Raw genomic sequence first — 13,038 nt, 5'->3', positions numbered from 1 at the left:
GCCACAACGGAAGGTACACCCGAACCCTACTCACAGCATCTGCCGCCATGCATAAGGTATCTCCACCATGAACGCTGATCCGTAGCGCGTTGTCGCGTGAGATTGGCATGCGATGCTCGACGACAAGGAGCTACGTCTGGTCGTCGCCCAGGACGACAGGCGGTACAGCGTGGTCAGCTATGCCCTTGACGACGGAGACGGGCGCATCCGCCTGTCGGTAGCTGTGGACGACGGCGGCTGGTCAGCTCTCGCGCCGCTGGTGCGAGACGAGATCATGAATCCGGACGGCACGTTCGTCGTGTGACGTCACCCGACGACCGCCCGGGCCGAGACGGTTCATGCCGTCACCCGGGCGACGAACGCGGCGAGGTTCGCCACCGTCCGTTCGATCTTCTCCTCCAGGGTGAGCGACTCGTGGAGCCGGGCACCGGCACCGGCGTCCTTCTTCCCCCGCACGTACAGCGAGCAGGCGAGGTCGGCGCACAGGTAGGTGCCGACCGAGTTGCCCTGCTGCCCGGCCTTGCCTGCCTTCGGCGCAACCATGAGGGAGACGCCGCTGTGGATGGTCAGACAGATCGAGCACATGCCGCGTCGCGTCTGCCCGGCGACGAGGCTGGGACGGCGCAACGCGAGGGCGCTCGGGTGGAAGTCCAGTTCGGCGACGAGGTAGGCACGGTCGGGGGCCTGGGGGTCGTGCCAGCCGAGGAAGTCCAGGTCGTCCCAGGGGCGGTCGGCGAGGTCGCGCGGAACGTACAGCCGCTTCGCCTGGCCCTTGGTGCAGTTCACGAAGGCGGTACGGATCTCGTGTTCGGTCAACGGCTTCACGACAGGCAACGCTAATTTGCCTAAAGGCATTAGGCAAATACATAATCTCGCAAGGCAGACGGGAGGAGTGGCATGGCACGTGTGGGGCTGAACGCGGAACGCCTGACCCGGGCGGGAGCGGAGCTGGCCGACGAGGTCGGCTTCGAGCAGGTGACCGTGTCGGCGCTCGCCCGGCGGTTCGACGTCAAGGTCGCGAGCCTGTACTCACACGTGCGCAGCTCCCAGGACCTCCGGACCAGGATCGCCCTGCTCTCCCTGGCGGAGATGGCCGACCGGGCCGCCGACGCGCTGGCCGGTCGGGCCGGTCGGGACGCGCTCACCGCCCTCGCGAACGTCTACCGCGACTATGCCCGGGAGCACCCCGGCCGCTACGCGGCGGCCCAGCTCCGACTCGACCCCGAGACGGCGGCGGCCAGCGCCGGTGGCAGACACGCCCAGCTGACCCGGGCGATCCTGCGTGGGTACGACCTGACCGAGCCGGCCCAGACGCACGCGGTCCGCTTGTTGGGCAGCGTCTTCCACGGGTACGTCAGCCTGGAGATGGGCGGCGCGTTCAGCCACAGCGCCCCGGACACCCAGGAGACCTGGGCACGCGTCCTGGACGCCCTCGACGCCCTGTTGCGGAACTGGCCCGCGCTCTGACCGGGACACCGCACCGGGTCGGCCGCCCACCGGGACCGCCAGGCTGCCGCTGGGGACCGACCGGCCGGCCAGCGCCCGTGGTCGACGCCGAGGTGACGGGTCACGGTCAGCGGCCGGCGGGGCAAGTGGGTCAGTTTTCGGTGACCGCCACCAGCGCCCCCACAGCATCGACCTCCATGGATTACGCGGTTAGCGTCGTCGGTACCGTCCCGACCGCCATCGTGCGGCCCGCCCGCCGGTGGCGGCCACCGTGAGGAGGACCGCCAGCGATGATCACCCCTGAGCTCCGTCGTCACTGGTCGACCGTGGCCGGCGTGCTCGCCGTATCGGCGCTGGTCGCCGCCACGGCCGGCGGACCGGCGACCGCGGCACCGGCCGTCGGCGGGATCCTGAACGCCGGCGGCGCCACCGCGGTCGCCGGAAGCTACCTCGTCGTCCTCGACGACGCCGCCGTCGGCGGACCGGCCGGCACCCGCCACGCCGCCGTGTCGCGGCGGGCCGACACCCTCGCCGACCGCTACGGCGGGACGGTCGGCCACCGCTACGGCCACGCCCTCAACGGCTTCGAGGTGCGACTGCCCGAGGCGGCGGCCCGCCGGCTCGCCGCCGATCCCGCCGTCGCCTTCGTCGAGCAGAACCACACCATGCGGGCGACCGCCACCCAGCCCAACCCGCCCTGGAACCTGGACCGGATCGACCAGCGGCCGACGCTTCCGAACGGCGGGTACAGCTACACCAATTCGGGCCACGGGATCCCCGTCTACGTCGTCGACAGCGGTATCCGGATCACCCACACGGAGTTCAGCGGCCGGGCCAGCCACGGCTACGACGTGGTCGACATGGATCCGGTCGCCGACGACTGCACCGGCCACGGAACCCACACCGCCGGCACGGTCGCGGGCAGCCTGAACGGCGTGGCCAAGGCGGCCCGGCCGATCGCGGTACGGGTGCTCGACTGCGCCGACACCACCACGTTGTCCACGGTCGTCCACGGCCTGGAGTGGCTGACCGACCACCACGTCACCGGCCAGCCGGCGGTGGCCCTGATGGGCGTCGTCGGCGTTTACAGCGCCGCGTTGAACAGCGCGGTGCAGTTCTCCGTCTCCACCGGGATCAGCTACGTGGTCGCCGCCGGCAACCACAACGCCGATGCGTGCGCCTACTCGCCCGCGGCGGTCACCACCGCGATCCGGGTCGGGGCCACCCAGCCCGACGACACCCGGGCGAGCTTCTCCAACTACGGCACCTGCGTGGACCTGCACGCGCCGGGCGTGAACATCCCCGCGGCCTGGCACACCACCAACAACGCCACCGCGCTCTCCAGTGGCACCTCCACGGCAGCGCCGCACGTCGCCGGGGCCGCCGCCCGCGTGCTCCAGCGGTACCCGACGTGGACGCCGAGCCAGGTGAAGGCGTACCTGACGGCCCAGGCGACCCCGGTCAACAACCTGCGCCTGCTGTACGTGGACCCGCTGCTCTGACCCGGGCGGCACCCGCCGGAACCCGTCGGCGTCGGGAGGCCGCGCCCCGACGCCACGCTCCGCCGGGTTCCTCACGCCGTTCCGCGACGCGCCACCGGTCCGCCGTCCGACACTGAGGGGGCGAACGAGGAGGGCTGGCCGGGGCGGCGGCCGGACGGGGGCGAGGGGCGGCGTGGAAGGTCTCGTGCTGATCGCGGTGCTGGCCACCACCGTGCTGGTCGGGACCACGCTCGGTGGGCGGTACCGGGTCGCGCCGCCGGTCCTGCTCATCGGCATGGGTGCGCTGCTGGCGCTCGCCCCGCCGCTGTCCGACGTGGTGCTGGAGCCGGAGGTGGTGCTGCTGCTGTTCCTTCCGGCGATCCTCTACCGGGAGAGCCTCAGCGTCAGCCTGCGGGAGATCCGCACCAACCTGCCGGTCATCGCGTTGCTCGCCGTCGGGCTGGTGGGGATCACCATGGTCACGGTGTGGTGGGCCGCACAGGCGCTCGGCGTCGACCCGGCGGTGGCCTGGGTGCTCGGCGCCGTGCTCGCCCCCACCGACGCCGCAGCCGTCGCCGGCCTGGCCAAACGGATGCCCCGCCGGTTCCTCACCATCCTGCGCGCGGAGAGTCTGATCAACGACGGCACGGCGCTGGTCCTGTTCGCCGTCGCGCTCGGCCTGCTCGAAGGGGACGGCGCCCCGGGGGCGCCGAGGCTCCTCGGGCAGATCGTCGGGTCGTTCGCCGGCGGGGTCGCGGCCGGCGTGCTGGTCGGCGGTGTGGTGATCCTGATCCGGCGACGCCTCGACGACCCGCTCCGGGAGGGTGCGCTGAGCGTGCTCACCCCGTTCGTCGCGTTCCTGCTCGCGGAGAAGATCCACGCCAGCGGGGTGCTGGCGGTGGTCGTCGCGGGACTCCTGCTCTCGTACGCCGCGCCCCGGATCATCCGGGCCCCCTCCCGGCTGATGGCCTTCGCCTTCTGGGACCTCACCACGTTCCTGATCAACGGTGGGCTCTTCGTCCTGCTCGGCATGCAGATCCCCCGCATCGTGGAGGGTGAGACCAGCACGTCGCTCGGGCGGGCGATGCTCATCGGGCTGGTGGTGGCCGGCACGGTCACCACGACCCGGATGGCGTGGGTGCACCTGTCGACGTACGTCCTCCAGGTGGTCGACCGCCGACGGTCGCAGCGTGAGCTCCGGGTGGGCTGGCGGGTCCGTACGGCGGCCGGGTGGGCCGGTTTCCGGGGCGCGGTGTCGCTGGCCGCGGCGCTCGCGGTGCCGCTGGTCACCGCCAACGGCGAGCCGGTCGGCCAGCGCGACCTGATCATCTTCTGCACGGCGCTCGTGATCGTGCTGATCATGCTGATCCAGGGCACCACGTTGCCGCTGGTCGTCCGCTGGGCGGGTCTCGTCGGCGACGAGCCGCGCGGCGAGGAGACCCGCCAGGCCTGGGTGAGCGCCACCAGGGCCGGCCTGGCGGCGCTACCCGACGTGGCGCGGGACCTGGAGGCGACGGCCGACGTCGTCGACCGGGTACGCGCCGACTACGAGGACCACCTGGAGAGCATCCAGACCCCCGAGGACGAGGAGTCCGGACGGAACCGGGACGTGGAGCGGCAACTACGGCTGGAGGTGCTCGCCCGCAAGCGCCGCGAGATCACCCGCCTGCGCGACACGAACGAGATCGACGACACCGTGCTGCGGGAACTCCAGGCCGTGCTGGACATCGAGGAGATCCGTCTCCTGGGCCCGGAGGCCCCGGACTAGACGCCGGAGCCGGCCGGCACTTCGGCGCCGGCCGGCACGCCGGTCAGGAGAACTGCGCGAAGAACCGCCAGATCTCGCCCTTGGTCCAGGTCGTGACGCCGCTCTCGGCGTACGTCCCGTCGACCGGGCCGGGCATGTGCCCGTTGTCGAACGCCGCCCACTGCACCGGGTATCCGGCGCGGCAGCCGGCGTAGCCGGTGGTGATGTGCGTACGGCTGCCCGCCGCCGGCTCGGGCGGGTTCTGCTGGGCACACCCGTTGTTCCGGACGAACGTGTCGCGCAACGCCCGTCCCTGGGCGATGGTGAGCACGTTGTCCGTGATCCCGTGCAGGCCGAAGTACGCGACGGGCTGCGTGCCGCCGCTGCAACCGCTGATCAGCCCGCCGGCGATGACCGCGACCGCCCGGAAGACGGTCGGTCGGGCGCAGGCGAGCGCGTAGCTCATGCCGCCGCCCCAGCTGAAGCCGGTGGCGAAACGCTGCGCCGGGTTGACGCAGAGGTCAGCCTCGATCCGTCGGAGCATGTCGTCGACGAAGGTGACGTCCTCGCCGCCGGAGTTGGCCCAGCCGTTGCCGAGCCCCTGCGGCGCGACCAGGATCGCGTTGTGGCCCGACTGCTCCCACTGGCCGTAGTAGGACCAGGCCTGCCCGCTCGTCCCGCCGGAGTCGATCTCGTTGGCGGTGCCGCCCCGCCAGTGGAACGCGAAGATCAGCCGGTAGCGGTGGTTGTTGTCGTAGGTGGCGGGCATCCGCAGGATGAACGACCGGCTCTTGCCGTTGCTCTGGATCTGGTGGGTGCCGTTGCGCAGCGTCGGGGCCTTGCCGCAGCCGTCCCCGCCCGGAGGCGGGGTGGTGGGCGGTGGCGTGCCGCCGTCGACGCGGACGAGCTGCCACTGCTGGTTGGCCCCGTTCCAGTCGTCGTACTGCACGATGTTCCCGCCGTCGGCGGTCGAGGCGCCCTGCACCTCCAGCGCCCGGTTGCTGTTCCGGTTGATCATCCGGACATGGCCACCGTCGGAGTCGGCCAACCGCCACTGCTGGTTCGCCCCGTTGTGGTCGGTCCACTGCTGGACCGTCGCCCCGTTGGCCGTCGACCAGTTCGCCACGTCCAGGACCTTGCCGGAGTGCCGGGACGCGAGCCGGTAGTAGCCGCCCCCGGAGTCCACGAACTTCCACTGCTGGTGGTCACCGTCGTTGCGGGACCACTGGGTGATCCGCGCGCCGTCGCCGGTCGCCCGGTCGTAGACGTCCAGCGCCTTGCCGCTGTTGCGGTTGACCAGCACGTACCAGGCTCCGGTGTCCACCGACGCCGCGTCGGCGGGGACGGCGTTCACCGCGACCAGCGTGCCGGTCGCGACGACGGCCGCCGCGACGACGGCCAGTGCGGGCCGCCAGCGGTGGCCCGGAGGGGCGGTGGGACGGCTCTCGTCGGTCGTTCTCATGATCGGCTCCTTCGCATCGCCCGACGGGAGACGGGCGGGTTCGGCCGGGTGCCGGCGTCGGCACGCGGCGAGGTTCTCTGTGCGGACAACCCGGCCGCCGGCGTGCGCGTCGCCGGCCCGGTCGCCGGGGTCGCGGACGGCCGGGTCGGTCCACGGGTCGGTCCAAGGTCGCGAACGGCCAGGGTCAGGCGACCAGGCAGGGCGCGCCGTTGAGGGTGAAGGCGACGGGCGGGGCGGCGTTGCCGGTGTGCGTCGCCTGGAAACCGATGGTGGTCGAGCCGCCGACGCCGATGACGGCGTTGTGGCTCACGTTCCGCGCGGTCACCTGTCCCGAGGTCGGCGTGTAGGACGCGTTCCACCCGGAGGTGATGCGCTGACCTGCGGGCAGGGTGAAGACCAGGGACCAGCCGTCGACGGCGCTGGTACCGGTGTTGGCGATGGTGAGGTTCCCGGTCAGCCCGTTGTTCCAGGCGTTGACGCTGACCGCCACCCGGCAGGCGCCAGCAGCGGGCGGCGGTGTGGTCGGCGCGGGCGTGGTCGGTGCCGGACTGGTCGGTGCGGGCGTGGTCGGGGACGGCGTGGTCAGGCCGAAGAACTGGACGGCGGCCGCCGCCATACCGCCGGAGGGCAGGCTGTGCCCGGCGCCCTGGACCGCGTACGCCTCCACCTGGACCGTGCCGAACGGGTCGGCGTACCGACGGCGGTTCCAGCCGGGCTGGGGGGTGTCGGTGGAGGTGGGGGTCTGGCCGAGACCGAACACGTCGGTCCACTGCTCGATCGTCTCCTGGAGCAACGAGTACGGCACCAGCGTGTCGTTGGTGCCGTGCCAGAGCTGCACCCGGGGGCGCGGCCCGGAATAGCCGGGATACGCCTGCCGGACCGCGTCACCCCACTGCTGCGGGGTCCGGTTCATGGCCCCGCCGGTGCACTGACTGGCGCCCGGCGGATAGTCGGCCGCGTTGGCGAAGCAGTTGAACGGAACCCCCATGAAGGCGGCTCCGGCCCGGAACACCTCGGGGTAGACGGCCAGCATGTGGTTGGTCATCATGCCGCCCGACGAACTGCCGGTGGCGTAGACCCGGCCGAGGTCACCGCCGTACTGACGCCCCACATAGCTGATCATGGACAGGAGCGAACCGGGGTCACTGCCGCCGCCGCGCCGCTTGGCCGCCGCCGACCAGGTGTCGAAGCAGTTGCCGAAACCGGCCTGCTGGGTCGCCGTCGGGTAGACGACGATAAATCCGTGCCGGTCGGCCAGGGCGGCGAACTCGCTGCCGGCGTGGAAGCCGGGGCCCGAACCGCCACAGCCGTGCATGGCCACCACGATCGCCGGGCTGGCCGGGCGCACGTCCGGCACGTACAGGTGCATCCGCATCCCGCCCGGGTTGTCGCCGAAGGCGGTCACCTCGACCAGCGACGCCGCGTGGGCGGGCTGGAGGGCGGGAATCGTCAGGCCGGCCACCGCCAGGGACGCGGCCAGGGCGAAGAGCAGGCTCCGCTTGGTTCTCGTACGCACGTTGTCCCACCTCTACGGGTTGAGATCGGCCGCACGCCCGACGCGGGTCCGCCCGGTTTCCCGCACCGACGCGCCGGCCATCCGACCATCGGGGTTGCCCTGCCCGGCCCACTCACGTCGCGTGACAGATAGTCTCCCCCTCGGTCAAACAAGTGTCAATCGAGTTGGCTCGATGGATCAACGAACCTCTCCCCGCTGGTCGGCGACGCGTCTACAGTCGACGTACCGTCCCCGAGGAGCCCCCGGAGCGTCCCGTGCACAGCCCGTTCGCCATCGAGGAGATCTTTCCGGACGACGGGGACCACCCGGTGCGGCTGCCCCGGCGGCAGGCCGGAAGCTCCCCGCAGGGACTCGCGGTGACGCTGCTGGCCGACTACACGCTGCGGAACCTGGCCTGGATCCCGTCCGCGGCTCTCGTGGCCCTGCTCGCCGAGTCCCGGGTGACCCCGACCGGCGCCCGCGCCGCGATCAGTCGGCTGGTCCGCCGTGGCGTGCTCGAGGGCAGCCGACAGGGACGGCACAGCTCCTACCGGCTCAGCCGGGCCGCCGCCGTCGACCTGGCCACCGGTGGCCGGTGGATCCTCACCGCCACCGCCGAGGCGACGCCGTGGGACGGATGCTGGACCCTCGTCGCCTTCTCCCTGCCGAAGGAGCGGGGCACCCAGCGCCGGGCCCTGCGTGGGCAGCTCCGCTGGCTGGGCTTCGCGCCGCTGTACGACGGCCTGTGGATCTCGCCGCACGCTCTGACCCCGCAGGACCAGGGTCGGCTCGGCCAGCTCACCGGCACCGTCACGGTGTTCCGGGGACGACCGGCCGACCTCGACACCCTCACCAACCGGCAGCCCCTCGACGCCTGGGACGTCCCGGCGATCGCCCGGCACTACGAGACCTTCCTGCGGCGGTGGAATCCACTCCTGCCACAGGTGCGGGCGGGTCAGGTCGACGGCGCGGAGGCGGTACGGGCCCGCACGGAGGTGATGGACACCTTCCGGCGCTTTCCCACACTCGATCCCCGGTTACCGATCGAACTGCTTCCCCCCGGGTGGCTCCGGGAGCCCGCCCGGGAGGTGTTCGTCGCCGTCTACGACGGCCTCGCCGCCACCGCCGAACAGCACGTCCGGACCACCGTCGCGCGCGTCGGCGGCCACGCCCACCCCGGCATCCGGTCCCACCTCACCACCGACATCCTCGCCGGCACGGTCCGACCCACCACTGCCGCGTCGACGCCCCTGCCCGGGTAGGGAACGGCATCCGCGCACGCGGCCCTCCTGCCACGGCGCGGTCGGGGTGGCGCGCCGTGGCCCCGAGGTCGTCGGGCCGCACGGCGGGTGGGGCCCGCGCCGCGCTGTGACAAGATGTCGCGACGGCCGGCCCGCCGTCAGGACGATGCGACGTACGGACGGTGAGAGGTAATGCTCCACTCTGGGCTGCGACTCGGTGACCGGTACCGGCTCGACGCGCGGATCGGCGCCGGTGGCATGGGCGAGGTGTGGCGGGCGGTCGACGTGCTGCTCGGCCGGACGGTCGCGGTGAAGGCCATGCTGCCGGACGTGGCGGACGATCCCGACTTCGCCCGCCGGTTCCTCGTCGAGGCGAAGGCCATGGCCAGCGTGAACCATCCCGCCGTAGCGTCGATCCACGACTACGGGCACAGCGACGGGCTGACCTTCCTGGTGATGGAGTTCGTCGACGGGCAGTCGCTGTCCCAGACCCTGGCCCGACACGGGCGGCTCTCCCCCGCCGACACCATGCACCTGGTCGCCCAGGCGGCGGACGGACTCCAGGCGGTCCACGAGTGCGGCATCGTGCACCGCGACATCAAACCGGCCAACCTCCTGGTCCGGCCGAACGGCACGCTGCTGATCACCGACTTCGGCATCTCCCGCCGGCACGACGCCTCACTGCTCACCGCGTCCGGCGCGGTCCTCGGCACCCCCACCTACCTCTCGCCGGAACAGGTGCTCGGTCGGCCGGCCACCGCGCTCAGTGACGTCTACTCGCTCGGGCTCGCCGCCTACGAGTGTCTGACCGGGCAGCGTCCGTTCACCGGTGACAACCCGTACGCGATCGCCCTGCAACGGGTGCAGGCGGCCCCCCGGGCGCTCGGTGACGACGTACCGCAGCCGGTGCGGGCCGTCGTCGAGCGGGCCCTGGCCACCGAGCCGGCGGACCGCTGGCCGTCCGCCGCCGCACTGGCCGCTGCCGCCCGCTGGTCGTCCGCCACGATCCCCCACCTGGCCGCGCCCGTCCCGGTCGCGGGCCCAGGGGTGCCGGCTCCACCGGTCCCAGGCCCACCGCTGTCGGTCCCGCCGGTCGCGGGCCCGCCGGTCCCCGTTCCACCACCGGGATCGGTGACACCGGTCCGGGGCCGGTCGACGCGGCGGCGGTGGGCGGTACTGACCGGAGCGGTCGTCCTCGTCCTGGTCGCCGGCCTCACGGCCTGGCAGGCGCTCGGCGACGGCACCGGGTCACCGGCCGACGCCGACCCGACCCGGCCGAACGCCACCCCGTCGGCGGGGCCCACGGTGCCGGACGGGTTCGCCGCCTGCGGCGCGGAACTCTGCCCCACCACGCCGCTGTGCTGGGGTGGCCTGGTCGCCATCAGCGGCACCGCCATGCCGCCCCGGAAGGCGAACTGCGCCGGCGAACACTCCTGGGAGACGTTCGTCGCGATCCGGCGGCCCGCCGACGCGGCCGACCTGCCGCAGGACGAACTGCTGGCCCACCCCACCATCGCGGCGGCCTGTTCGTCGTCGGTCCTGGCGGCCCGCAGCGCCGAGCCGGCCGGCACCCGCGCCTGGGTCCGGGACGCCTGGCCTATCGAGCTGCCCGCCGACCAGGGCTGGCTGGTGCACTGCCTGGCCCGCCCGGAGTCCGGCGGCGCGAAGGGTCCGGCCTTCCGTCCCGCCTGAGCGCGCCCACCCAAGCCGGTCAGGACGCGGGGGTCAGGAACGGGCTGGGCTTGCCGCTCCTTCACCCGCCTTCACCCTCACCCTGGCCGAACGCAGCACGGCCAGGAAGTCGCCCAGATCGACGCCGGGATCCTCAAGCCCGGCGACAAGCTGCCCACCACCAAGCAGCTCGCCGAGCACTACGACGCCTCCGGCGTCACCGTCCGCAAGGCGATCGAGGTGCTGATCGAGTCCGGCGTCCTGGAGGGCCGGCAAGACATCGGCGTCTTCGTCACCGACAGCCCACCTTCGAGCCGGTAACGACCAGGCAGTCGCGCCCGAGCTACAGGCTCCCAGCATCTGGCCGGACCCCCCGCAGGGCGACGCAAAGCCCCGCAGCAGCGATCCGGCCTGCTTCTCGACGTGCCCAGGTCCTACTTCTTCGGGACGAAGGTCGTCCCGAGTTGTGCGTCCGCGCGGTGTGCGAGGTAGTCGAGCTGGGAACTCAACTTCGACTTCAGCACGTCCTCGGCCGGAACCTTCTCCCCGAGCGCCTGCACGGTGTCGGAGACGGTCATGTAGATCAACGCGCCGGTGACCGGGTCGAACAGCGTCGCACTGAAGAACGGCGTCCAGCCGTCGCTGTTCGGAAGGTAGACGAGGTTCCGGTGGAAGACCACGAACCCGTTCAGGTCCGGCTTGCTGTCGTAGCTGCGCCATTCCTGGTGGTAGGTGGCGTACTCGTCCGTGAACTTGCCCTCGCACTCCCCGTTGCCCGTCAGGTGGACGAAGTAGTCCTTGACGGCGCTGCGGAACTGCGGCTTGACGTACGTGACGTACGCGGCGGAGTTGGTCTTTTCCTCCGGGTACCACCTACCCGCGAACTGGGACGGGCTGTACAGCCAGGTGTTCCAGTCGTTGCCGGCGATCCTGTCGACACACTGGGTGCCGATCGTCGGGAAGGTCCGTACCGATCCGTGCGGGCTGCTCGGTTTGCCGAACGCCCCACCGGCTGCCGGCATGACCTCGTCGAGCCGGCCGAATGGTGGGTCCTGGTAGGTGACCTGGGCGGTGTACGTGCGGAAGCCGTTCCGCGCCAGTTCGTCGACGACACCGATCATCTGCGGGATGACGTGCGAGTTCTGCCAGATCAGGACGACGGCCTTGATCTGTGCGCCGAGCAGGGCCTTGGCCGCGGCCGAGGCGTACTGCGTGGGGTTCCAACCCTCGACCATCTTCTGAGCCAGGATCATGCCGAAGGTCTGCATGACCTCGGCGCAGTCCAGGAACGCGGCGCCGACGGCGTCCCCGAGCGCCTCGGTGGTCGTCGGCTTGAGCTGGGCGATGCGCTCGGCGTGCTTGTAGACGCAGGAACCCACCCGGGCGGCCTGGTCGGTCGCGGCGACGGCCCTGACGACAGCGTCGGTCGGCTTGGCCGGCATGACCACCTGGAGCGAGGCCGACATCAGGTCGAGGATGGGGCGCGTGAGGTCGAGCGAGCCGCTGATGACCAGAGGTTTGTTCCCGTCGAACTGCGCGGCGTCCACCGTCAGGGTGATCATGCTGCCGCCCGCCATGACGACCGACTGGCTGTTCATCCGTCGACCGAGCAGGTCGATCAGCAGGCTGTACGGGTTGGTCGGTTCGGGGGTGACCGCCTGGTACGTAACCCCTCTGGGCAGGCGCAGCAGGTACGGCTCGGTGTGCCGGTTACTGAGGTGCAGCGTGAACGTCTTCCGGGCCGCATCCTCCCGGACGAACGTGACGCACCCGATCGTCTTCGGCACGAACGCATCCAGCTTGATCGTGAGCGGTAGGGCCTGGTACTTGCAGTCCTTGGCCACCGGCGGATTGCCGGCCGCTCGGCCGATCCCACCGAGCAGGAGGTTGTCGCTGCTGAGCAGGTTCCTGGCCGTGGTCTTGGCCCGCTCGGTCGCCTGCTCGACGTCCCACCAGCCGATGTCCCAGATCGAGAACCGGTCGGTGCGGACCGTCGCGGTGTGCTTCTCCCTGTCGACGGAGTCCGGTGGAAGCGCCACCCACCCGTCATCCGCCAGGCGCAGGATCGCCAGGTTGTCCACCTGTTGCGGCGTCGCGTCCTCGGGGTACGAGATGGTGATGGTGGCGTCGGCGTCGGGCCTGAGCTTGCCGCCCTGGACTTCGACCCTGGTCGCCGAGCCACCGAACAGCCGGTAGCCGCCGGTCTCCACCGTCGGCGGCTCGACCGTCGTGAGTTTGAGGTTCCCGCCGTCGAGCGCGGACTTGCCGACCGTCACCGTCGTGTCGGTGGCGTCGTCCCGGGCGGTTGCCTCGCCGCTGTCCGTACAGGCCGAGGTGATGCCGACCAGGAGCGCGAAGCTCACCAGCGAGGCGACCTGTCGTCGCATGATTCCACCCTTCGCGCTTCTACGGCGGGAGCGACGGTCTCGGGCGGGCGTGACGCCCCCACCGCAGTCCCGTTGACAGGACCCGCACCACCACTCCGACACGAAGGC

The 13,038-nt window shown here is 71.7% G+C and carries 10 protein-coding genes and 1 pseudogene; 7 read left to right on the top strand and 4 right to left on the bottom strand.

Translation table 11 applies throughout. The annotated features are described in order from the left end of the window. Nucleotides 1–100: 100 nt before the first annotated feature. A pseudogene (locus QSK20_RS12605) lies at nucleotides 101–304 on the top strand (hypothetical protein); the annotation flags it as partial. Between the two features lie 32 nt (nucleotides 305–336). Here QSK20_RS12605 and QSK20_RS12600 read toward each other — a convergent pair. Continuing rightward, complete coding sequence (locus QSK20_RS12600) at nucleotides 337–825, bottom strand: FBP domain-containing protein (protein WP_285788791.1); 489 nt, start codon at nucleotides 823–825, stop codon at nucleotides 337–339. Nucleotides 826–897: 72 nt separating this feature from the next. On the opposite strand from QSK20_RS12600, the gene QSK20_RS12595 reads away from it, so the two are divergent. From QSK20_RS12595 to QSK20_RS12585, 3 genes are all read left to right on the top strand, one after another. Beyond that, the gene (locus QSK20_RS12595; protein ID WP_285788790.1) at nucleotides 898–1,467 is read left to right on the top strand and encodes a TetR/AcrR family transcriptional regulator; all 570 of its coding nucleotides are present in this window, start codon (nucleotides 898–900) and stop codon (nucleotides 1,465–1,467) included. Nucleotides 1,468–1,736: 269 nt separating this feature from the next. Continuing rightward, on the top strand, nucleotides 1,737–2,948 hold the full coding sequence (locus QSK20_RS12590) for a S8 family peptidase (protein ID WP_285788789.1): 1,212 nt from the start codon (nucleotides 1,737–1,739) through the stop codon (nucleotides 2,946–2,948). Between the two features lie 172 nt (nucleotides 2,949–3,120). Further along, nucleotides 3,121–4,695 (top strand): Na+/H+ antiporter, encoded by a 1,575-nt coding sequence (locus tag QSK20_RS12585; protein WP_285788788.1) that lies wholly within the window; start codon nucleotides 3,121–3,123, stop codon nucleotides 4,693–4,695. Between the two features lie 43 nt (nucleotides 4,696–4,738). Here QSK20_RS12585 and QSK20_RS12580 read toward each other — a convergent pair whose 3' ends face one another. Next, the gene (locus QSK20_RS12580) at nucleotides 4,739–6,136 is read right to left on the bottom strand and encodes an RICIN domain-containing protein (protein WP_285788787.1); all 1,398 of its coding nucleotides are present in this window, start codon (nucleotides 6,134–6,136) and stop codon (nucleotides 4,739–4,741) included. Between the two features lie 184 nt (nucleotides 6,137–6,320). After that, nucleotides 6,321–7,652 carry an extracellular catalytic domain type 1 short-chain-length polyhydroxyalkanoate depolymerase gene (locus QSK20_RS12575; RefSeq protein WP_285788786.1) on the bottom strand — a complete coding sequence of 444 codons (1,332 nt, stop codon included), beginning with the start codon at nucleotides 7,650–7,652 and terminating at the stop codon, nucleotides 6,321–6,323. A 254-nt stretch (nucleotides 7,653–7,906) separates the two neighbouring features. Here QSK20_RS12575 and QSK20_RS12570 point away from each other — a divergent pair, with 254 nt between their 5' ends. The 3 genes from QSK20_RS12570 (at nucleotide 7,907) to QSK20_RS12560 (ending at nucleotide 10,864) form a co-directional block, all read left to right on the top strand. Next, entirely contained in the window at nucleotides 7,907–8,893 is a 987-nt protein-coding gene (locus QSK20_RS12570; RefSeq protein ID WP_285788785.1) for a PaaX family transcriptional regulator, read from the top strand. Nucleotides 8,894–9,064: 171 nt separating this feature from the next. Continuing rightward, nucleotides 9,065–10,564 (top strand): serine/threonine-protein kinase, encoded by a 1,500-nt coding sequence (locus QSK20_RS12565; protein ID WP_285788784.1) that lies wholly within the window; start codon nucleotides 9,065–9,067, stop codon nucleotides 10,562–10,564. 117 nt (nucleotides 10,565–10,681) lie between these two features. After that, nucleotides 10,682–10,864 carry a GntR family transcriptional regulator gene (locus tag QSK20_RS12560; RefSeq protein ID WP_285788916.1) on the top strand — a complete coding sequence of 61 codons (183 nt, stop codon included), beginning with the start codon at nucleotides 10,682–10,684 and terminating at the stop codon, nucleotides 10,862–10,864. A gap of 113 nt (nucleotides 10,865–10,977) precedes the next feature. Here QSK20_RS12560 and QSK20_RS12555 read toward each other — a convergent pair whose 3' ends face one another. Next, nucleotides 10,978–12,930: a hypothetical protein gene (locus QSK20_RS12555; protein ID WP_285788783.1), complete on the bottom strand. Its 1,953-nt coding sequence runs from the start codon at nucleotides 12,928–12,930 to the stop codon at nucleotides 10,978–10,980. Between the last annotated feature and the right edge of the window lie 108 nt (nucleotides 12,931–13,038).

Origin of the sequence: Micromonospora sp. NBRC 101691, assembly GCF_030269285.1 — a bacterium.
Lineage (GTDB): Bacteria > Actinomycetota > Actinomycetes > Mycobacteriales > Micromonosporaceae > Micromonospora > Micromonospora echinospora.
The sequence above is the reverse complement of the archived record's forward strand: the minus strand, read 5'-3'. Positions and strand labels throughout refer to the sequence as shown.

Excerpts from the sequence above, each read along its gene's own strand:
- QSK20_RS12555 (WP_285788783.1), bottom strand. The coding sequence starts at position 12,930 with ATGCGACGACAGGTCGCCTCGCTGGTGAGCTTCGCGCTCCTGGTCGGC.
- QSK20_RS12580 (WP_285788787.1), bottom strand. The coding sequence starts at position 6,136 with ATGAGAACGACCGACGAGAGCCGTCCCACCGCCCCTCCGGGCCACCGC.
- QSK20_RS12595 (WP_285788790.1), top strand. The coding sequence starts at position 898 with ATGGCACGTGTGGGGCTGAACGCGGAACGCCTGACCCGGGCGGGAGCG.
- QSK20_RS12590 (WP_285788789.1), top strand. The coding sequence starts at position 1,737 with ATGATCACCCCTGAGCTCCGTCGTCACTGGTCGACCGTGGCCGGCGTG.
- QSK20_RS12565 (WP_285788784.1), top strand. The coding sequence starts at position 9,065 with ATGCTCCACTCTGGGCTGCGACTCGGTGACCGGTACCGGCTCGACGCG.